Annotated in this window: 22 protein-coding genes and 1 other annotated feature; of the genes, 6 read left to right on the plus strand and 16 right to left on the minus strand. The window is 41.2% G+C overall.

Features of this window, described 5'->3' with window-relative positions; all coding sequences use genetic code 11:
• Positions 1-23 precede the first annotated feature (23 nt).
• From GQR93_RS12650 to GQR93_RS12665, 4 genes are all read right to left on the minus strand, one after another.
• Complete coding sequence (locus GQR93_RS12650) at positions 24-422, minus strand: type II toxin-antitoxin system HicB family antitoxin (RefSeq protein ID WP_003553283.1); 399 nt, start codon at positions 420-422, stop codon at positions 24-26.
• 27 nt (positions 423-449) lie between these two features.
• The gene (locus tag GQR93_RS12655; RefSeq protein WP_003553282.1) at positions 450-650 is read right to left on the minus strand and encodes a type II toxin-antitoxin system HicA family toxin; all 201 of its coding nucleotides are present in this window, start codon (positions 648-650) and stop codon (positions 450-452) included.
• A 181-nt stretch (positions 651-831) separates the two neighbouring features.
• Positions 832-2,457, minus strand: a complete 1,626-nt coding sequence (locus GQR93_RS12660; protein WP_035444648.1) for an ABC-F family ATP-binding cassette domain-containing protein — start codon at positions 2,455-2,457, stop codon at positions 832-834.
• Between the two features lie 303 nt (positions 2,458-2,760).
• Positions 2,761-3,441 (minus strand): histidine phosphatase family protein, encoded by a 681-nt coding sequence (locus GQR93_RS12665; RefSeq protein ID WP_003553280.1) that lies wholly within the window; start codon positions 3,439-3,441, stop codon positions 2,761-2,763.
• A 224-nt stretch (positions 3,442-3,665) separates the two neighbouring features.
• On the opposite strand from GQR93_RS12665, the gene GQR93_RS12675 reads away from it, so the two are divergent.
• A complete protein-coding gene (locus GQR93_RS12675; RefSeq protein WP_003553279.1) occupies positions 3,666-4,484 on the plus strand; it encodes a ZIP family metal transporter in 819 nt (272 codons plus the stop codon).
• 55 nt (positions 4,485-4,539) lie between these two features.
• Here GQR93_RS12675 and GQR93_RS12680 read toward each other — a convergent pair whose 3' ends face one another.
• The 6 genes from GQR93_RS12680 to GQR93_RS12705 form a co-directional block, all read right to left on the minus strand.
• Entirely contained in the window at positions 4,540-5,397 is an 858-nt protein-coding gene (locus GQR93_RS12680; protein ID WP_003553277.1) for an aldo/keto reductase, read from the minus strand.
• Between the two features lie 14 nt (positions 5,398-5,411).
• Positions 5,412-5,972, minus strand: coding sequence for a sugar O-acetyltransferase (locus GQR93_RS12685; RefSeq protein ID WP_003553275.1), 561 nt, complete (start codon positions 5,970-5,972; stop codon positions 5,412-5,414).
• A gap of 310 nt (positions 5,973-6,282) precedes the next feature.
• The gene (gene araA / locus GQR93_RS12690; protein ID WP_003553273.1) at positions 6,283-7,707 is read right to left on the minus strand and encodes an L-arabinose isomerase; all 1,425 of its coding nucleotides are present in this window, start codon (positions 7,705-7,707) and stop codon (positions 6,283-6,285) included.
• Positions 7,708-7,787: 80 nt separating this feature from the next.
• Complete coding sequence (locus GQR93_RS12695; RefSeq protein WP_035444646.1) at positions 7,788-9,161, minus strand: sugar porter family MFS transporter; 1,374 nt, start codon at positions 9,159-9,161, stop codon at positions 7,788-7,790.
• 235 nt (positions 9,162-9,396) lie between these two features.
• Positions 9,397-10,497, minus strand: coding sequence for a GntR family transcriptional regulator (locus GQR93_RS12700; RefSeq protein WP_035444645.1), 1,101 nt, complete (start codon positions 10,495-10,497; stop codon positions 9,397-9,399).
• A 132-nt stretch (positions 10,498-10,629) separates the two neighbouring features.
• The gene (locus GQR93_RS12705) at positions 10,630-10,815 is read right to left on the minus strand and encodes a hypothetical protein (RefSeq protein ID WP_003553267.1); all 186 of its coding nucleotides are present in this window, start codon (positions 10,813-10,815) and stop codon (positions 10,630-10,632) included.
• 97 nt (positions 10,816-10,912) lie between these two features.
• Between GQR93_RS12705 and GQR93_RS12710 the strand changes: the two genes are divergently transcribed.
• From GQR93_RS12710 to GQR93_RS12730, 5 genes are all read left to right on the plus strand, one after another.
• On the plus strand, positions 10,913-12,022 hold the full coding sequence (locus tag GQR93_RS12710; RefSeq protein ID WP_003553265.1) for an aldose epimerase family protein: 1,110 nt from the start codon (positions 10,913-10,915) through the stop codon (positions 12,020-12,022).
• 234 nt (positions 12,023-12,256) lie between these two features.
• Entirely contained in the window at positions 12,257-13,102 is an 846-nt protein-coding gene (locus GQR93_RS12715; protein ID WP_003553263.1) for a transporter substrate-binding domain-containing protein, read from the plus strand.
• A 3-nt stretch (positions 13,103-13,105) separates the two neighbouring features.
• On the plus strand, positions 13,106-13,774 hold the full coding sequence (locus GQR93_RS12720; protein ID WP_375711570.1) for an amino acid ABC transporter permease: 669 nt from the start codon (positions 13,106-13,108) through the stop codon (positions 13,772-13,774).
• Positions 13,775-13,981: 207 nt separating this feature from the next.
• Positions 13,982-14,911, plus strand: coding sequence for a YczE/YyaS/YitT family protein (locus GQR93_RS12725; RefSeq protein WP_003553260.1), 930 nt, complete (start codon positions 13,982-13,984; stop codon positions 14,909-14,911).
• 55 nt (positions 14,912-14,966) lie between these two features.
• Positions 14,967-15,950, plus strand: a complete 984-nt coding sequence (locus GQR93_RS12730; RefSeq protein WP_003553259.1) for a choloylglycine hydrolase family protein — start codon at positions 14,967-14,969, stop codon at positions 15,948-15,950.
• 142 nt (positions 15,951-16,092) lie between these two features.
• On the opposite strand, the gene GQR93_RS12735 is transcribed toward GQR93_RS12730, so the two are convergent.
• The 6 genes from GQR93_RS12735 to GQR93_RS12760 form a co-directional block, all read right to left on the minus strand.
• A complete protein-coding gene (locus GQR93_RS12735) occupies positions 16,093-17,403 on the minus strand; it encodes an MFS transporter (protein ID WP_003553258.1) in 1,311 nt (436 codons plus the stop codon).
• A gap of 95 nt (positions 17,404-17,498) precedes the next feature.
• Positions 17,499-18,407: an isocitrate lyase/PEP mutase family protein gene (locus GQR93_RS12740; protein WP_003553257.1), complete on the minus strand. Its 909-nt coding sequence runs from the start codon at positions 18,405-18,407 to the stop codon at positions 17,499-17,501.
• A complete protein-coding gene (locus GQR93_RS12745; protein ID WP_147605397.1) occupies positions 18,394-19,140 on the minus strand; it encodes an isocitrate lyase/phosphoenolpyruvate mutase family protein in 747 nt (248 codons plus the stop codon). The genes GQR93_RS12740 and GQR93_RS12745 overlap by 14 nt, the downstream gene beginning before the upstream one ends.
• A 76-nt stretch (positions 19,141-19,216) precedes the next feature.
• Positions 19,217-19,467: a binding site (T-box leader), on the minus strand.
• A 76-nt stretch (positions 19,468-19,543) separates the two neighbouring features.
• Positions 19,544-20,236 (minus strand): ABC transporter permease, encoded by a 693-nt coding sequence (locus tag GQR93_RS12750; RefSeq protein WP_003553254.1) that lies wholly within the window; start codon positions 20,234-20,236, stop codon positions 19,544-19,546.
• Positions 20,220-21,152, minus strand: a complete 933-nt coding sequence (locus GQR93_RS12755) for an ABC transporter ATP-binding protein (protein ID WP_003553253.1) — start codon at positions 21,150-21,152, stop codon at positions 20,220-20,222. The genes GQR93_RS12750 and GQR93_RS12755 overlap by 17 nt, the downstream gene beginning before the upstream one ends.
• Positions 21,153-21,353: 201 nt before the next feature.
• Positions 21,354-21,977, minus strand: coding sequence for a TetR/AcrR family transcriptional regulator (locus GQR93_RS12760; RefSeq protein WP_003553251.1), 624 nt, complete (start codon positions 21,975-21,977; stop codon positions 21,354-21,356).
• Positions 21,978-22,126 lie beyond the last annotated feature (149 nt).

The raw sequence follows: 22,126 nt of genomic DNA on the forward strand, positions 1-22,126 counted from the left end.
CCCCTTTTTAAGAGTGCTTCTGACTATGCATTTAATTTTTCCTGTAACGCATTCGTTAATGTCTCACTAAAATTAATGCCGCGCTTCTTTGCTTCATCGGCAAGTGCAACAGGAATCGTGACATTTTTATGAACAGTCCTTTTCTTCATTTGCTTCAGTTTCGACTTCATGTCAACCCCGACTAAGCTAACAACTAAGTTAGGATTTTTAGCCTGTATCTTTTTTATATCTGACGGCTTAGGATATATTGGATAGTCTGGCAATGCAACCGCAATCGCGTCAGGTGCTTCTTTCAGCGCTTCGGTCAATGTTTTTCCTTGAGATACCGTATCGGGAATATCCGGAAAGGTTACTGTGTAGTAGCCATCATTACCCGTATTATCAAAGATCGCCGGATATACAACATAATCTGGATTTTTCATTTGCTTGGAGTGCTTGAAATTGTAACTTTATTTTAGCCCCGCCTGTTTTAAGATTGACTGATAAGTTCCCGGTGCAATAACTGTTTTTTTGCTTGCGAACGGAATCGTGACTTTATGCCCACGATCATCCACAAATCTATGATGATCGCCTGATTGCCGACTCTTAAGTTCACGAAATCCGTTTCTCTTTAACAGTTTTAACACCTCAGAGGCTTTTACTTGAGGCACTCCCTTGACTCCTTTCTATAGGTTATTATACACCCGTGTGTATTGATTTCATGTAAACATGAGTGATGTTCGAACACCACTCATATTGTTATTTACGTTATTTCTTTGGCTTTTTTTCGAAAAAAAAAGAAGCAAGATGAAAAATCATCTTGATTCCGTTTTTCAATCAGTTATTAAATTTTCAATCGTACAGATCAGCCAACTTTTTCTGAACATCCGGATGATTGATAAACTCATCATACGTTGTGTCAGCCTTATCAATGATCCCGTTATTCGAGACTTCAATAATATGATTGGCAATTGTCTGAATGAATTCGTGATCATGTGACGTAAAGATAATGGATCCCGGGAAGCCAACCAAACCCTCATTCAGTGAGGTAATTGATTCCAAATCCAAATGATTTGTCGGATCGTCCATTAACAAGGTATTTCCCTTTTCCAACATCATCTTGGACAACATGCAGCGTACTTTCTCACCACCGGAAAGGACTTTAACCTTTTTATCAACGTCATCCCCGGAGAACAGCATTCTTCCCAAGAATTGACGAAGAAAAGCATCATCATCGCTTCCCTTAGGCGCATATTGACGCAGCCAGTCAATAATTCGTAAATCATTGTCATTAAATTCTGAAGCAAAGTCCTTTGGCATGGAAGACATTTTAACTGTTTGACCCCAAGTAAACTCACCGGCGTCAGGCTGACTTTTTCCGGCTAAGATCTGCATCAACGTGGTCGTTGCCAAATCATTTCGACTCACAATTGCAGTCTTATCACCGGGACGCAACGTAAACGTCACATCGTCCAAAATCTTAACCCCGTCGATTGTCTTCGAGATTTTATCCACTCTCAGCAAATCATTTCCCAATGGGCGCTCTTCCTCGAACTTAATGAACGGATATTTTCTTGACGACGGTTTAATATCGTCAAGTGTGATCTTTTCAAGCTGCTTCTTTCTGGAAGTAGCTTGTTTTGATTTGGAAGCATTTGCACTAAATCTGGCGATAAATTCCTGAAGCTCTTTGACCTTTTCAGCCTTCTTGGCATTAGAGTCCGTTTTCATCTTAGCAGCTAACTGGCTGGATTGAAGCCAAAAGTCATAGTTGCCAACGTACATTCTGATTTCTCCAAAGTCAACGTCACACATCATCGTACACGTTTGGTTTAAGAAATGGCGGTCATGAGAAACGATAATCGTAATCTTTGGATAATCAGCCAGAAAATTTTCCAGCCATTCAATCGTATAAACGTCCAATCCGTTGGTTGGCTCATCCAATAATAAAATATCCGGTTCGCCAAACAACGCCCGGGCCAACAGTACTTTCACTTTTTGACCTTCCGTCAATTCACTCATTAATTGTTCATGAAGGTCTTCCGGAATTTCCAAAGACTGCAATAGCTGCGACGCATCAGCTTCAGCATTCCAACCATCCATTTCAGCAAATTCAGCCTCCAAATTGGCCGCTTTAATGCCGTCCTCATCGGAGAAATCAGCTTTGGCATACAGAGCATCCTTTTCCTGCATCACATCATAAAGATGCTTATATCCCTGAATCACCGTCTGCATGACCGTCTGATCTTCGAATCCGTAATGGTCCTGGCTCAAGCTTGAGATTCGTTCATTTTTATCAACGTGAACGTTGCCGGTAGTGGGCGTTAATTTACCTTCCAATAATTTGAGAAAAGTGGATTTACCCGCACCATTTGCACCGATAACGCCATAACAGTTACCCGGTGTAAATTTTAAATTCACATTTTCATATAGTTTTTTACCTGAGAGTTGTAATCCCATTTCTGAAATTGTAATCATTAACTTCTTTTCCTCGCGTTTCTGTATTTCCCTGAAATCATAGTGAAACAATTTGATTCAATCTGTTTGTATCGACAGCCGACTTTAACATCACATAGTCACTTGTTATTAACGCTATTATTATCATCGTTCGGTCCGCATTGTTTCACAAATCATTTCTATAATCAAACAAAGAGGCTGTGGCAAACTCCTTTGTCCCAGCCTCAAACACATCTCATGTAAATCTATCATATATAGAACAGGTTAGCAATCCCATTCATCCATTATATAAACAAATTCCAATCTAATTGAGCAAAAAACGACCTACCGATCAATGGCATCCAGTTTGTTTGCCCATTCAACTTTAATATCATCATCTGAAATGACCAATTTCGTAATTGCCCCATTAGCAATCGGCACACCGGTATCCAAGTCCGGCGCATAGCGGTCAACAATAGAACGGATCGTCATACCGTGAGAAACGATCAAGATTGTCTGATTGTCTTCGGTACTCTCCCGAATCTTATCAAAACCGAAGTTGAGTCGTTCCCAAAACATCGCATTATTTTCAGCATTATTATACAGATCTGCTCGATGAATCAAATCTCTGGCACGCTCAAGGCCAAAATCTTTAAGCACTTCTTTTTCCGAAGTCTTTTGAACCTGAGCCCCCACAAACTGCCACATCTGGTTTAAATCATTACCCTCGAAATAACCGTGAAACTGTTCCCGCAATTCCGGATATTGATAACTGACAATATTTATATTGTGAGGATTTGCCCGCAATATAATCCGTGCCGTATCAATAGCCCTGCCTGAATCACTGGAAAATGCAGCATTGAAATTAATGTCCTTCAGCCGTTCACCAGCACTCTTTGCATCTTGAATCCCCTTTTCGGTTAATGGTGAATCAATCCATCCCTGGACCTTGTTATACAAATTCATGTACGTTTGTCCGTGTCGGACGAGATATGCAGTGACTTTTTTCACGAGAATCAGCCTCATTTCATATTTTTTCAATCATATACACTCTAAGTATAGCGAATCGCGAAGAAAGAATCACTTAAAAACAATCGCAACCCACAAAAATGATTTAAATCACAAATTATTTTGCCATTATTTTTTCAGAATCAAATTATCAAATAAAGCAACATATTTTGTTATACTTATTGTGAAGGAACAAACTAAGTGAGTACTATTCGTCTTACGCATGAAAGGACAGAAATCCAATGACCTATTTGTTAAATTTTGCGCCTTGGCAACAGGCACTCTTCGCCACACTTTTTACATGGGGCGTCACCGCCCTTGGTTCTGCTCTTGTCTTTGCATTTAAGACCATTCGAAGTCACGCACTTGCCATGATGTATGGGTTTGCGGCTGGTGTCATGATTGCTGCTTCTTTTTGGTCACTACTGGATCCGGCAATCAGCCTGGCTGAGGAGTTGGATAAAACGCCATGGCTGGTTGTCTCAAGTGGCTTTATACTCGGTGGTCTTTTCTTATACGTGGCCGATAAAATTATTCCGGCACTCTACATCAGACACAACGAGAACGAAGAACCACCGCATAAAGTTAAACAGGCAATTCTACTGGTCTTTTCAATTACCCTTCATAATATTCCGGAAGGATTAGCCGTCGGCGTAGCTTTTGGTGCTATCCAAGCAGCCAGCAGCGCCCAGCATGCCACTATGGTGCTGGCGGCGGTAACGGTTGCAATCGGAATCGGCCTGCAAAACTTCCCCGAAGGTGCTGCCGTGTCAATCCCACTGCGACAAAATGGGATGAGCCGGCCGCGGGCTTTCATGTACGGGCAGGCAAGTGGGATGGTTGAACCAATTGCCGGCATTTTGGGTGCCCTATTAGTTTCCTATGTCAGTCAAATTTTACCATACGCACTGGCATTTGCGGCTGGCGCAATGATTTACGTTGCTTGTAAAGAGTTAATTCCGGAAGCTCATGCCCGAACCAAATCCGAATCACATTGGGCCATTTTTGGTATTATGGCTGGTTTTACTTTAATGATGATTCTGGATGTAGCACTAGGCTAAAAAACCGTTCGGAGAAAGATCCTCCAAACGGCTTTTTAATGACTAAAGCATGATCTTAATGATGCGGATATTGATGGCCGATTTCATAAACCATTTCAGGTTCCTGACTAATTCGTGTGTTACGGTTCAAGCCATCAACCTGGTTCATTTCATCATCGCTCAACTCAAAATCATAGATATCGGCATTTTGCTGAATCCGTTGCGGGTGAACGGATTTCGGAATAAACGCGTCTCCTCGTTGTAAATGCCAACGTAAAATAACTTGAGCTGCTGACTTACCGTGGGATTCAGCAATCTTAACAATCACCGGATCATCAAAAATCCGTCCCCGTCCCAACGGTGCCCATGCTTGGGTGACAATGTGGTTATCGCGATCAAAATCAACCATTGCCTGTTGAGATAGATATGGATGAACTTCCAATTGGTTAACAACCGGCATGTCATTTGCCTTGGTCGCTAAGTATTGTAAATGAAGCATGCCGTAATTACTCGTTCCGATTGATTTAACAAGTCCCTGCTCTTTCAAGGCTTCAAAGGCACGCCAAGTCTCAAAAAAATGGGTATGAATTGGCCAATGAACCAAAAGCAGGTCAACATAATCCAGTTGAAGTTTCTTCAAAGAATCCTCAAACGAAGACATCACCTTATCATATCCCTGGTTTTCTTCAGCAATTTTAGTGGTGATAAAGATCTCATCGCGTTTAACGTTCAAATCCTTAATTGCTTTACCAACAGCTGCCTCATTTCCATACATCTGGGCGGTATCGAATAACCGATAGCCATCGCTATAGGCGGACTTAACCGAGTTAATCAGCTGATCCTCATCCGTCATACGATAGACACCCAACCCCTGGACGGGCATTTTATTGCCATCTGCTAATTCAATTCTGGAACCGATATTTTGCTTAGACATTAAATTCCTCCGTTTTACTTTAATTCTTTAATAACATGGGCAGGGTTTCCGCCAATTAAAACGTTGTCACCAAATGACTTTGTGACAACAGCACCTGCAGCAATGATCACATTGTTTCCAAGTGTGACATTTGGGGTAATGACAACACTGCCACCAGCCCAAAGATTATCACCAATTGTCACTTTACCCGGAATTTCAATGCCACGGTTTCGCTCCTCAACATCAAAGGCATGATCCACCGTATAGATTTGGCAATTTGGACCAAGCAAACAATTATCACCAAATGTAATGGAGGCAACGTCAATAAACGTGCAGCCATAATTAGCAAAGAAATTATTGCCCACCGTAATGCCATATCCGTAATCGCATTGAAAAGGTGCCATCACCTCAAAGTTTTTCCCTGTTTTTTGAAAAATATTACTTAAAATTTTCATTGCTTCATCCGGGGCTTCTTTGGACAAATCGTTAAACTCATTAATTCGTTTTCGAGTTTTCCAACGGTCTTCTGATAATTCCTTATCTGTATTCAAATACTTCTTACCCGCGAGCATTTTTTGCTTTTCAGTCATCGCCATTGATTATTTTCCTCCGGTTCCGTTTTTATTAACCACTAATGACATTATAGCAAATGCCCGCAGTTTATTTTTTGAATGACATATTAAAACGAGGTTGAGACAACATTTAAATTGTCTTAACCTCGTTTTTTTAGTGCGTTACATTCTTCCTAGAATAAGGTCACTATTTTAAGATTAGCTTCACACACTATTTTAGGACTGTTCCGCTAACCATAAACCTGCATGTAAGCTGACAGCCATCAAATTCCAAGGACAGGAATTTGTTACCTGCCAGCTTACACTCCGGTTTATCCCAGATTAGCTTCACACACTATTTGATATCGTTAAATGGAAGATCAAACATTGTTGCAAGATCAGCGATTTGTTGTTCACTGGCAGCAAATGTCAATACGGTATGGTGACCGCCACCATCGTGGATCCATTGAGTAGCGCCGGCCTTCAAGCCAACTTTTGGTGTCCACATTTGTTTTGCAACTGGAAGATGTGGTGTTGGCTTTGGAGCTTTATGTCCTTCAACAGCGTAACCAATCATGCGATATTCATTACCAAAGTCTGAGATGGTAACATCGAATGCGTCACCTTCACGGCCGGTAAATACCAAACGTGCAGGATCTGCTTTACCACCGATGTCCAATGGATGAACTTCAACCCGAGGCTTGTCACTGGCAATGCTTGGATCAACTTCAAGCATATGTGAGCCAAGGATTGCTTCTTTGCCCTTTTGTAATTCAAGGGTGTAGTCTTCCATGAAAGCAGTTGATTGGTTATGAGTCAAGACTTTGAGCAAACGATCCAAAGCGGCTGTCTTCCAGTCACCTTCAGCACCGAAGCCGTAACCGTCAGCCATCAACAATTGTGCTGCAAGACCTGGTAATTGTTCCAAACCATAAAGGTCTTCGAAGTTAGTTGTGAAAGCAGTGTAATTTTCTTTATCCAAGAAGTTCTTGATACCGAAGTATTCACGAATTTGATAACGTACTGAATGTTCGTACTTATCTTTATCGTTGTCTCCTTGAACAAATTCATACTTATCTTGTAATTCTTTGTATTTAGCATCAATGTCGCTTTCAGAAACGGCGTTAACTGCTTGTACCAAATCGCCTAAGGCATAGTAATCAACAGTCCAGCCAAATTGAATTTGTGCTTCAACCTTGTCACCTTCAGTAACAGCAACGTTACGCATGTTATCACCGAAACGGGCAACCTTGATCTTGAAGCTTTCATTATAAGCAACTGCGACGTCTTCCCAGTCGGCAATTTCTTGTTGAACGTCTTCGTCACCCCACCAGCCGTAAACAATCTTGTTGTTCTTACGAAGGCGGGCATTGATAAAGCCGTATTCACGATCACCATGAGCACTTTGGTTAAGGTTCATGTAATCAAAGTCAATGGTGTCATATGGGATGTGGTTCAAGTATTGGGTAGCTAAATGAAGCAAAGGCTTCTGAAGTAATTTAGTACCTCTAATCCAGTTCTTGGCAGGTGAAAATGTGTGCATCCAAGTGATCACACCGGCTACGTTATCGTTGTAGTTGGCATCCTTCATTAATTGAGTGATGCTGTCAGCAGTAGTGGCAACCAACTTAAACTTGATTGGGTAGGGAAGCTTGTTGGTAGCGTTTAATTTGTCAACGATATCACGCGCATCCTTCTCAACTGATTTCAGTTGTTCTTCACCATAAAGATGTTGACTACCGGTAACAAACCAAAATTCATAATCAGGAACTTGTAACATAGTATTTTCTCTCCTCTTTGGTTAAATATTAATGAAACATTTTTATTAATATTTGAGATCAAAGTCTCAAATATTGATAACTATTTAATAGCTGAAGTATCGGATTCCTTGATTCCAGCACGTTTGTGAAGGTCAAGTTCGATCTCTTCAAGCGATTTACCACGAGTTTCAATGAACTTAGCGTGAACGAAGAAGATCGCAATTCCGCAGACGACTGCGTAGAACAGGAAGGCATTATCAAGTCCCCATGCACTAAGCATCATTGGGAATGTTAATGAAACAACCATATCGGCCAACCAGTTGGTAGCTGAGCAAAGTGATGTTCCCAAACCACGAATGTTGAGTGGGAAGACTTCACCAATCAGAACCCAGGTAATTGGAGCCCAAGTACATGCATAAAAAGCAATGTAAACGGTCAAGGCAATCGCACTAACCATTGCGGCAGTTTGAGAACCACTATCGAACTTAAGAATTGTGTACATCACAATTAAGGACAAGCCCATGCCGCTGGCACCAAAAATTAACATCTTTTTACGGTCAACTTTATCCATCAGCAACATTGCAACAACCGTAACGGCAACGTTAATCACACCAATTCCGATATGGGCAAGTAAGGCAGCGATAACGCCCCAGCCAACATCGGTAAAGATCGTTGGTGCATAGAAGATAACACTGTTTGAACCGATAACTTGCTGGAAAACGGCTGCGCCAAGACCAGTAATCAAAGCCGGACGAACTGCTTTACCAAATAATTCTTTCCAACCACCGGTCTTCTGTGAAGCTGTTTCTTCAATTTCACTCATTGCCTTGTTAACGGCACCTTCGTCACCCTTGTTTGTGTTCATCAAAACAGAACGAGCTTCGTCTTTTTTACCGACTTTAACAAGGAATCGAGGACTTTCTGGCAAGAACAACGCACCAACATATAGGATGGCAGCTGGTAATGCGGCAAATCCTAACATCCAACGCCAGCCAGTATACATATGAGCGAATGTGTAGTTCAAAATGTAGGCTAATAAGATACCAATCATGATCATTAACTGGAACATTGTTGCAACCGCACCGTGCATACTCTTTGGTGCAAGTTCATGCAGATACGCAGGAATCAATGCTGATGTAATACCAACACCAACACCCAAGACAATACGGGTAATTAACAATACCCAGAAGTCTGGTGCAAATCCAGATGTAATGGCACCAATGAAGAAAATGATCGAGGCCCAAACAAGTAACTTACGACGGCCATACGTATCCAAAAACTTACTGGTTGCCAAAGCACCAATAATGGCACCGATTAAAACAGAACTAACAACCATACCCTGTTGCCATGGTCCTAAGTGAAGTTGTTTTTCAATAAATAGAATTGCACCTGAGATAGACGCAATATCGTAACCAAAAAGCAATCCGCCTAAGGCACCGAAACTATATATAAATCCGTTTGAAACTTTCTTCAAAACGAGCACCCCATTCGACTTTTTAAAATAAAATCAACAAAACAATTGCAAAAACTTTGTGCGCACACTGTAAACGGTTTCTGACATCGCTTACAAAAGCAGTATAAAATATTTATCCGCATAAATCAATACATATTTTATTTGTTAGCATAACAATTTTTTGTAAAAAAAGTCGAAAGGGGTTCGCATGCCTGTAACATCACCACCTTTCGTGATTCGTTCCTTTCCAAAAAAATCAGACGGTCTTGGTTGTATCGATAGCTTTGGTAGAATCTCGTACAACCAATTCAGCATCAAAGACCTTAGAACGATGCTCTTTTTTATTAATCATATCAATCAGCATTTTTGCGGCCGTTTCACCCAATAAACGCTTAGGATGAATCATTGTCGTAATCCCTGGATTAATATATTTTGAAATTTCGTAATCATCAAAACCGGCAACCGAAATATCACCGGGAATATCAAACCCTTCTTTGCCCAACATCCCGATCACTTCCATTGCCAACTGATCGTTATAACAAACAATCGCTGTTGGCCGCGCATTATCCGGTACTTCTACACGATTCTTGATCTTTCGAAGGACATCATTAATGTCATCACCGGAACGATACATCATAATATCACCGGAAGACGCAACGTTGGGGTGTGTCTGATAAGAACGAATGTAACCGTTCATCCGGTTAACTCCCTGCATATCATCAACCTGAAAGACACCCAATACCCGTTCATGCCCGTGATCCAACAAATAATCCATTAATTTCTTCTCGCTGGCAGTGTCCGCCACTTCAACATATGGAAAATCCAATTCTGGATAATGTGCATTAATGAAAACGGCAGGTTTACCGGACTGAATAATCATCTGATAAACATCCAAATTGGGATTTTCCAATGTGCTTCGCGTCGGTTCGATAATAAATCCCAGGACATCGTTATCCAACATATTTAATAAATTATGCCGTTCATTATCGTGTTCATCATGGGTATTTCCTAAAAGAAGAGAGTACCCGGCATCAGAAATGACCTGATCAATTCCACTGATAATATTTGGAAAAATATAATCCGCAATGTGGGTTGTGATCACGCCGATGCTTTGATTTGAACGTTCCGAACGAACTTTATTGTTGATCCAATCATTAACGTACATACCACCGCCCTGGACACGATAAATGTATCCCTCATGTTCAAGATCACCTACCGCTCGTCTGATGGTATATCTACTGACTGAATAAATTGCCATTAATTCGGATTCGGTGGGGATTTTTTCGTTAATCTTATATTTTCCATTAATAATATGGTGTTTAAGGCTCTTTTTGACCATGACATACTTTGTTTCCATTTTGTTAACCCCCACTCGTTTAAAATTGAAAGTCTGCAAGACTATCTTTTGTGCACTTATCGAGATCATTACTATCATTTGACGTACTCATCGAGCTGTTTGTAGATAAAAAAGCCACTTTGCTTAACCCGATTATTTTCCAGCACCGGCCGCAAACATTAGAACCACCGTTAATGCTAACGTTGCCAATGTCCAAAGCCCGAAATGATGGTTATGCTTTGGTTTCTCTTTTCGGGCATAGTCAAAGCCCCATAGAAAAATTAGAACAATTAAAGACACGTCTGATATGCCCGATAAAATGTACAGTATATTTTGCATAATAAACCTCTCACTTTTTCCCTTAGAATATCCCTACCAATAAAATATCATACTTCTAAGGTAAATAACATAGAATTGTACGGATAAATGTTAAATATTGGATTGGACCTCCGTACAAAAAAACATTATAATACATATAAAAGCGGTTTCAAAGCTTAAATTTATTATTTTTAAGGAGCGGTTCATAAAAATGCAAGCAAAAAAAGAATTATTCGATAAATATAACGATCAAGATATTCAAAAGTTCACGTTAACGAATGACAACGGCGTTTCTATTTCTGTTATCTCACTTGGCGCAACTTGGCAGGCATTTAATTTTCCGGATAAAAATGGTAAAACAGCCAATGTCTTACTTAGCCAAGCATCCAGCAAGGAAATTATGGCAAACCAATACTTCTGCCAAGCCATTGGCCGAACTGCCGGTCGAATTACCAACGGTACTTTCTCCATTAAAGGAAAAGAATACCATGTTGACCAAAATGAAGGCAATACGACACTTCACGGTGGCCCTCACGGTTTCAATACTCAAGTATGGAACGGGTCAATCGAAGATAATAAGATTGTACTTGAAAAACACATTGATTCATCCGAAGATTCATTCCCGGGAAATATCGACGTTAAAATTACTTGGACATTAGACGATGATAATACTGCTACTGTTACCTATAGTGCCAAAAGCGATGCTGATACACTGTTCAATCCAACTCAACATGCTTACTTTAATTTAAGTGATGCTAATAACGTTTACGGTCAATCCCTCACAATTGATGCGGACAACTATTTGGAATTAAATAAAGATAAAACACCATCCGGAAAGATGATCAGTGTTGCCGGATCCGCCTACGATTTCCGCTCAGGTCAAAACATCAAGAATGGTATTGACGACATGAAAGCCAGCGTTGGTCATACTTACGATGAAGTTTATGTCATTAATAATCATAAAGCTGAAGATCCGATCGCTACTTTATCCGATCCGGATTCCGGTCGTCAAGTTTCAATCTTCTCCAACCGAAATGCGTTGGTTGTCTTTACCCCAGACGATTTGGATGGGGTTAAATTCGAACGTGGTGCAGGTGTTCCTCATATGGGAATTGCAACGGAAGCTCAAACCTTACCCGATACGCCAAATCACAAGGGCTTTGGTGATATCGTACTGCCAGCCGGTGAAGAAAAGAGCTACTCAATCAGCTATAAAGCCGAATTCTAATTTAGCACGACTACAAGACCATTTTTATTCAATCAACATACGATGACATTGAGGTCCAATTAATGAACTGACTGCGCTCAGTCTTAATTGGATCTTTTTGTGTGACAGGCAACATAAGATAATATCCAAATTCCTAAAAGGGTCCTTGCCGAATCGATGTTCAATCGGCTTGTGAAATCGGTTTCACAAATTTATAATAATGGAGACCCATAAAAATTTTAGAAGGATCAGACTATGAGAACATTTAAGTTTCGTTGGTTGGGGTTACTAGGGACGATTGGTATCGTCCTGATTTTACTAACCGGCTGTGGCAAGAGCAATTCTTCATCCAATTCAAAGGGACCGCTGATCTGTGCGACTTCCGGAACACTTTATCCAAGTTCATTTCACAATGAAAAAGGTAATAAGCTAACCGGTTTTGATGTTGAAATTGTTCGTGCCGTTGCTAAAAAGATGGGGCGAAAAGTTGAATTCAAAGAAATGAACGTTGATGGTCAGTTGACCGCCGTTAAAACCGGTAAGGCCGATATCGCCGCAAACGACTTTTCTGTTTCACCTGCCCGAGAAAAGCAATTCGCTCTATCTACGCCTTATAAACATTCGTTTAACAGTCTTATCGTTCGTCAAAAAGATGATTCAAGTATTCATTCCTGGGCTGATATTAAAGGCAAACGGGCGGCCGGTGAAGCCGGAACCAGTTATCAGCGACTTGCAAAACAACTAGGTGCCAAACCGGTCAACTATGATAACGTCTCAAATGATATTTACATGAAAGATGTTAAAAATGGTAAAACCGATCTGATTATGAATGACTATTACCTGCAAAAGCTAGCCCTGGCTGCGGTTCCAAATAACGGATTAAAAATTTTAAGCAATATGTATTTCAAAACTAATGAAGACGGCAAAGGGACCGGCATTATTATGAAGAAGGGAAACACGAAGTTACAAAAGCAAATTAATAAGGCACTGGCTGAATTAAAGAGTGACGGTACTTTAAGGAAATTATCAGAGAAATATTATCACGCCGACGTTTCCAAACAGCCGAAAGTCCATATTTCAAAAGCTTTCACAATCAAGTAGGTGATGCACTTGAGCATACTCAATTATTTCTCAATTCCAAACTTTTTCAACGCCCCTTTGGCATTCCACTCAATCCCAAAAATTTTGGCTGGATTTCCAATGTCACTATATTTAACAGCCATTAGTTTTATTGGGGCTTTGATACTGGGTTTGTTTTTAACACTAGCTCAAATGAGCCATTTTAAATTACTTCACTGGCCTGCCAGAGCGTTTATTTCCTTTATGAGGGGCGTTCCGATGCTGGTATTATTATTCATCATTTACTTTGGCTTTGGTGCAAATGCATTGCCAGCCGCTGTGATTGCCTTTACGATTAATTGCAGTGCATTTGTTTCCGAGGTCTTTCGTTCCTCATTTAGTGCCGTGGACCGCGGTCAGTGGGAAGCCGCGTATTCTTTGGGGCTTCCCTATCGAACAGTCATCGCCAAGGTGATTTTTCCACAGGCCTTTAGAATCGCAATCCCGGCATTGGGAAACATTCTGCTGGACCTATTTAAAAGTACCTCGCTGGCTGCCATGATCACGGTTAGTGAAATGTTTATGGATGCAAAAATCATTGCAGGTGCCTATCAGGACTATATGAGTATTTATATTGTCATGGCTATCATCTACTGGTTCTTCTGCTGGCTGATGACAGTGGGGCAAACCCAACTGGAACATGCTCTTACCTAAACATTTTCCATAAAAAGTTTTCAATTCCGCTTCTCGATCAGCGTTGATTTGGAAACTTTTTTACGGTTTCCAATCCCCCGCTCCCGTCATTATTAAAACGCTAACAACTGATTGGGCATCGATTTCAAACGGTTGCATCACTTTATCTAAATGTTATAATCGACACTAATTTCTCAATCAATTTGAAAACTCGAAAGGAAGCGTTGGATGATAAGTAACACCAAAGAAGATTCTTCAGATAGTGATCCGGCCAATATTAATAAATTTGCAGATGTGGGGTTAAGAACACTAATGGCTTTCGTTGGCATTGCCATTCTTTCATCGGGGACCACCCTTCTTCGTGAAGGAAATGTTGGTTTGGATCCATTCACTGCAATGAATACGGGCTTGGCTGCCAAAATCAACACCGGCCTCGGAAACGCACAGTTAATGGTCAACCTGATCATTTTTGTTTTAATTCTGATCCTTGATCGAAAAAAGATTGGTATTGGCACTATTTTAAATATGACATTGGTCGGCTACGAGATTCAATGGTTGTCCTCGGCATACAAAATGATTCTGCCCAATAGTATTAATATTTTTACAACGGTCGCCAACTTAATCGTTGGTCTGTTACTCTTTACCCTTGGCTCATCCCTTTACATGGGTGCTAATCTAGGGGTTGCCCCCTATGATGCCATTGCACCAATTGCGTCTACACGGTTACACATCAAGTACCGTTCTGCCAGAATTACACAGGACGTTTTATTTATGGCAACTGCCTTCTTTATTGGCGGAGCAGTCGGCTTTGCCACTATCATTGTGGCCTTCTTTACCGGACCTTTAATCACTTACTGGGATACCCATGTAAGTGAAAAAGTAAAGCAGGGCATTACCAATTTCAGCTCCACACCCAGCTTTTCAACTGCCGGAAAGCAGCTGGCCAGTGTGGGTAAAAGCAGCTATTACACCGTTCGGCGAGCCTACGAACTCACTGAACAAACACAGCGCCAATTATCAAACTATTCGAATCAGGAACTAAATGACCGAATTGAAAGAACCAGAAATCGCTCTAAACAACTCGGCCAAGTATACGAAAATACTCAAAAACAACTCAGACTCTTGCAGGGTGAAGCAGACAAACGGAGAAACAACTAATGGTCGTCTGCCTCACTTTACAACGGTCTAACGACAAATTCACGGAGGATTAATCATGTGTACCAGTGTGACCTTTTTATCAGAAACCGGAGATAATTTTCTTGCCAGAACCATGGATTTTGATTTCGATTTAGACGGTCGGCCAGTTGTCATTCCACGTCACCAGCATTTCAACAGCGATGCCGGAAAAGATGGATATGACACCAAGCTTGCCTTTGTCGGTGCCGGCCGAAACATCGGTAATTATATTCTTGTCGACGGCGTCAATGAACGTGGTCTAAGTGGTGCCGCCCTTTATTTCAGCAATGAAGCCAGTTACGCCAACCAAATCAAATCGGATCAAACAAACATTGCTTCTCACGAAGTGCTTAATTGGCTTTTGGGAAACGCAGACAGTTGTGAAGATGCGGCGGACTTAATTAAAAAGCTCAATGTTGTCAACGTCCCGATTAAGCTGCTGGGTAAAGTAGTCCCATTGCACTGGATCCTTTCAGACCGGTATGGTGACTGTCGCGTCCTTGAAATCAGAGCAGACGGTGTTCACTATCTTAAAAATCCGGTTGGCGTTATGACCAATTCACCGGATTTTGATTGGCACTTAAAAAATCTGAACAATTATACGGAATTGCAGCCCAATCCCCACCCGGACCGTGATTATAGTGGCTATCACATCTCGTCTTTCGGACCGGGAAACGGTGCTTTGGGAATGCCTGGTGATTATACATCGGTTTCCCGATTTGTCAGAACGGCTTTTATGCGTCAATACACAATCAGCGCCCAAAGTAAGGATGCCGTTAATGTATTGAGCCATATCTTGAATTCGGTCGAAATTCCCAAGGGCGTTAAGCTCAAGGAAAATGGCGATTCTGATTACACGCAATATCGGGGTTACATGGATTCCAGTCGCTTAACATATTATATGCAGCCATACGATAATCAAACCATTTCAAAAGTAACGTTGACCGACACATTAATGAACAACGATCGCCCTGTTGAGTTCCCGCTGACACATGAACAAACTTATCAAACATTAAATTAATTTTAAAGACAGCATTCTCTAATGATTGCTGGGATTACCTTCTTTTTACATGAACATCTTAAGTGAACAATCATCAAATAAAAATCACACTTCACCTGTTATTGGGAAGCGTGATTTTTTTAGATTAAAGCCACTTATTTTACTATTTAATCGCCTTTTGATCCGTTTCCGGTCCGAATAAACCGATAATAATCGCTGCAATAACAGCCAATCCGGCAATGGCATAATAGATAAACGATGGTGATACCCGGGTGATCATAACGGCGACAAAAGTGGGCATCAAAACATTTAATAATTTAGATGTGCCGTTTGCAATCCCTGCACCCCGAAAACGATGTGCGGTTTCGAACAGTTCATTTGTATAAATACTAACAACCGACGCAACTAAAATATAGAGTGTCATTGTTAATAGAAAACCATTTATCAAAATACCGCTTGTACTGCGCTCATAGGCATAAGCAATTCCTAAAACAGCAGTTGCAATAAAAGCCGTTAAGATCAGCTTTTTTCGTCCGGTTCGATCAATCAGTAATGCGCCTATTGCAGCTCCGATTGGTGCACCAATCATCATGATAGCCGAGAAGCTGATTGAATCTACGATGTTAATACCCTGCTTCAAAAGTAAGGTTGGTACCCATGACGTAAAGGTGTATTGACATAATAAGGTGGCACTCACTGCAACAATGGCAATAAACAACCCTTTAGCAAATGAAATATGGCTAACCGGTTCATCGGCGTCTTTCAGCTCATCTTTTTCGTATAGGCCATTAACAGTTAATTTTTCAATAATCTGATTAGCTTCCTGGGTTCGGCCTTTGGATAATAGCCAGCGCGGAGATTCCGGAAAATGCCTGCGTGCCAACCAAAGGATTAATGCCAATACGCCCATTGTCATAAACATTGACCGCCAGCCAAATCGGGGAATCATAAAGGAAGCAATCAATAACGTTATAGGTGCACCGGTATTTGCAACAATCGCAGTCATTCCCGACCAGTGACCCCGGCGTTTAATCGGCGCAAATTCATTAACAACCGCATAGCCGGTCACAATTTCTGCCCCTAAACCAATAGCGGCAAAAAACCTTAAAGCAATTAAAATTGTCATATTTGGCGTAAACGCTGAAAGTAACGTGAAAATGCCAAACAGCAATAAGTTAAAATGATATGACAGCTTTCTACCATAAAAATCACCGATGTATCCAGCAAGAATGGAGCCGATAAAGAGTCCTAAAAACCCACTTGATAAGAAAAACGAGCCTTGGGAAATACTCGCAAATTTATCTTGGATCAGGGTACTGTTAATTGCACCGGCCATGTACACATCAGCCGCATCCAAAATCATACCGGCACCAGCCAACGCGAAAACTTTATAAAAAAGTGGCGTTTCTCTGGCATCGTTCAACCGGGTTTCTAAAGAATCCTTATGATATTCAGTATATATGTTATCAGCCATTGGCAAATCCTCCGTTTATGTGTTTGTTCTATGTGAAATTGAACTATGTGATATGTGTTTTTAGCTTACTATGTTGACTTCTATGTGTTTTAAAATCACTCATTCATATAGACTTTTTTCATCTTTTCCGGTGAATAACCGGCATTCCTTGCATTAACTTTATCCAACCCAACAAACTCGTTGAACTTGGGGAACGTAATCATTCGATCCTTATAGGCTTTTGTTGTGCCATCCCGACGCAAAGTTTCAATCAGTGTCTTTTCAGCAAATGCCTGTGTATAGGTCATCGCATTTGGATGAACGACAATGTTAAATCCCAGGCGTTCCAAATCTGCCGTTTTTGTCAGTGGTGTTTTGCCATCTTCAATCATATTGGCCATTAACGGCGTGTTCGGAAAGGCTTCATGAATTTTTTCCAGTTCGGCAACACTTTGAGGAGCTTCAATAAAGATTAAATCTGCACCCGCTTCCCGATAACGCTTGCTTCTGGCAATCGCGTCATCCAAGCCATAAACTGCTCGGGCGTCGGTTCTTGACATGATCAAAAAGTTGTCATGCTTTCGGGCTGCTTTAGCGGCCCGAATTTTGGCTTCCAGAACTTCAGTGGGTTCCACTTTCTTACCGTCCATGTGGCCACAACGCTTCGGCCAAACCTGATCTTCGATAAACATGCCGGCCGCCCCGATTGCTTCATAGTTTTCAACCGTTCGCCTGATATTATCAATATCACCGTAACCGGTATCCGCATCAGCAAATACAGGAATGTCAACCGCATTTACAATCTGCCGACAACGTTCCAGTGATAGTCCAAAGTCGGCAATCCCTCTGTCCGGCATTGCCAGTGCTGATGCACTTGTAGCATATCCCGCCGAAAAGACCGCTTGGGCACCCTCTGATTCAGCAATTTTAGCCGCTAACGCATCCGGTGCCACCATCATTCGCACAATGTGGCCACTCATAACTTCATCTTTAAATTGGGTTCTCATTCGTTCATTTTTCAGCATAGGCAAGTCCTCCCTGTTTAATAAAATTAATAGCTTGATTTTGAGCTTTCTGAATAACAGTCGATAAATAGCCTTTATCAAGCCAACCGGTAATCCCATCAATTTGCTCGGTACCAGGCTGCCAAGTCGCCAGCAACGGCAATGGCAGCTTCATTTGTGTTAGCTCTCGAAGTTGCTGACCATCGTAATGGTCGATAGCAATGGCATCCGCACCTGCTTTTGCAAGATACTGAATCCGTTCAATAATCCCTTCAATGCCATAGGAATGGATGCCCTCCAATTTAATCCAAATCCGGGTGTCAGGATTTTCAAAGCTATCCTTGGCCGCCCTCAACTTACCAATCAAATCCTCGGGCGTTGTTGTCAACGGTTTGGCTGTGGTGTGAGCCGGATAAGTTTGATCATTCAATAACAGAATGTCGCCGCCAGACCTTTCAAGTTCTTTGGCCGCGTAATAGGTGTTCAAAGGATTACCAAAACCGGATTGAAGGTCGGCAATTAATACTCCTGTCTTCTTGAGTCGCATATCGCGCAAAAATTTAGCATATTCAGACAATGTCAGCATTCCCTGTGAGTCTTCAGCAATCAAATTCCTGCTTGTCAATGTTGCATCCAGCAACATTGCCGGAAATGATTGTGCGCTTAGTGCTTTAAATGTGTTACCGTCCCCTGAAGCGGGAATAATTGTTTCGGGCCGATTGTCCAAGTAATCTAGTAAAGTTGTTTTAGTCATATAGATTCCTCCATTCTCATAATCGTTAAAAAATTGCCATAAAAAAATGCACCCTTCAACGTATATCAATATATACTCGAAGGGCGCATTCAGATGCACGGTACCACCTTGATTTCATTAGATTCAAAAAATAAAAACCTAATCTTAGCGAACACAACTTTATCAATTGTAGTCGTTGGCCTTGTAATGGTGGCATCCAGTAAACACTCAGTTAATCGCATCTACAGCTCAAAGCCTACTTTCGCTTACTTCCCACGGTTTCCTCTCACCAACCGGAAACTCTCTTAACATGGGTTATAAGCTACTCCCGCTTTTCATTGCTTTTCTTAACGTTTTCTAATTGTTAAGTATAATAACTCATTAATTTCTAATTGTAAACCTTTTTTATTTTCACAGAACTACTTTAATCCGTGTGGTCCCCACGAGTCCACCAACTCATAGTTCCCAAGACACCAATTCCGGCAACAACAATGACGGCTAGCCAACTAAACAGATTAACAACACCGGGTTTACCGCTCAAAAGCATCGGAATCGACCATGGAAAATAATGACCAATCGATTCAGCAGCCATTATCTTCCCAATCAACAAAGCCGCAAATGACATACTGATTGGCATCAACAATCCCTTCGACAGGCTGGCCAGTAAAGGAAACAGGTAGGTCAGACCAATTGCTGCAATCATCGACATCGCGAATCGTTCCAGTAAGACTAAGATGACTGTTGCGTGAAAGGCGCTCAGGTGAAGAATCAAACCAAGAATAAACAGCCAACCAATGGACACCAACGCAAGCAACACTTCTGTGATGGTTAGCGAAATCAACTTCGCCCCAACAATCTGATTCCGGGAAACGGGCAATGCCAACAGGTCTTTAAACGTTTGATCCTGATATTCCCGGCCAAATACCCAACTGCTGAGAATGCCAAATCCCATCATGCCCATCACTAAGGTGAACCAGTTTAATTTTTCAGAAATAAAACCGGACCATGTATGGGAATCAATATGGAAAAACAGCAGAATCGCAAATGCCAGGAAAAGATAAATTGGCAGACGACCGCGCCAAATTTTTTTTAGTTCAACTTCAATCATTAACCACATGTTTTCTACCTCCTATCTGTCGCAAAAAGAACGACTCCAAATCTTCCTTCACCGGGTTAAAACTGGTTGGTCGAAAGCCCTGTCCTTCAATTGTGTGCAGCAATGACGCATAGTCGGCAATCGGTACCCCGGATATCGCCAGTTCATGTTCATTTAAAGCCATTGTCTCAAGCCCTTTGCCATTCAAGAAGTCAGCCAATAGGTCAATCTTTGACTCACTTTGAACAGTCAATTCGGTCTCTCGCTCCTGATCAAATTGATCAAAGCTTAATTCTCTCAATAAGTGACCGTGTGCCAAAATACCGATTCGATTAACCATCTCCTCCATCTCCGCCAATAAATGACTTGAGATAAAAATGGTTGTCCCATTTTCAGCGAGCCGTTTCAATATGGTTCGAACCGCCACCAAGCTTTCAGGATCCAGGCCGTTTGTCGGTTCGTCCAATAATAAAATAGCCGGTTGATGAATCAACGTTTTGACCAGTCCTACTTTTTGATTATTTCCCAAAGATAAATCTTTCACTTTTACATTCAAGTAAGGTGTCAACAATAACTGATCAGCCAATGTTTCAATTCGTTTCATCATTTGATTTGGCTGGATCAGCCGTTGTTTGGCATACATGACCAGATTTTCTTTGACGGTAAAATTTGGATAAGCGTGTGGCGTTTCAATCATATAACCAACATGATTCCAGAATGTGGCCGGTAAAGACGAAGCATCTCTTCCCTCAATCATGATTGACCCGGAAGTCGGATGAATCATTTTCAGTAATAAGCGCATCGTTGTCGACTTCCCCGCACCATTTAGACCCAGGAAACCATAAATATCACCCTGATCAACGTTTAAATTAACATCTGAAATAACCTGTTTTTTTCCAAATCGTTTTGATAAGGCTTTAGTTTCAATCATTTTCATATAAGACACCTCATTTAAAATTAGGTACTTTAAGTACCTTATAAAGAAACATCCTAACATCCTCATTTAATAAAAGCAAGTACTGAAACTAGCCTTAATCATCTTTCGTCATTCAAATCATTAAGAAACGCAAAAACGACTTGCTTTAAATGGCATCCACTTAAAGCAAGTCGTTTATCGACAGATCCAAAAGATTAATGGTCATTGCGCGTTGAACACCGGCAACAAAATCTTATCTACCAAGAAAACAACCGTCTGCAAATTATAGTCACTTTCACTAATCACCCGCGACAGTATGAGTAAAATAGGCAGATTCATAATAGTGACATCAAATGTTTGCGGATCGGAAGCGAGCTCGCCTCGCTTATACGCCCGGTTTAATAATGCCATGACATACTGAACAACCAAATTATCCGTTGACAGCTGCTTGGCCTTTTCCGTTGATTTCTTTGGTGAATATTGCCTGGCATTTTGAACGGCAGATAGTCTATCGCGGGCAATTTCCTTGATATTCTTCATGCCGATTAATTTAACTATCGGCACACCAGCAGCGAGAAGCTCAATAAGATCTCCCCGTAAACTGCCGGTATCAGGAGCTGTAAATTTCTTGACTGGGACATTTTTTCGAAGTGCTGCTGTTGTCACATCAAATTTAGTTTTCCATCTTCGATAAATCGTATTTTTATTAGTATGCGCTGTTTTAGCAATATCATCCATCGTCATATTTGCATAGCCGGTTTCATGAATCACCTGCCACGTTGCATCCAATATCGCATCTTCAAGGGCTTTACCCCGTCGACGATGCGTTTTATTTGTTTTTTCCATTTTAAACACCCTTATGTGTATTTTTATAGGACTGTTTCTTAAATTGGCTCCGCACACTTTTTAGGACTGCTCCTCTAATCATAAACCTGCATATAAACCAACAGCCATCAAATTCCAAAAAAGGAATTCGCTGCCTGCCGGCTTACACT

It is taken from the genome of Lentilactobacillus hilgardii, from assembly GCF_009832765.1.
In the GTDB taxonomy this organism is placed as follows: Bacteria; Bacillota; Bacilli; order Lactobacillales; family Lactobacillaceae; genus Lentilactobacillus; species Lentilactobacillus hilgardii.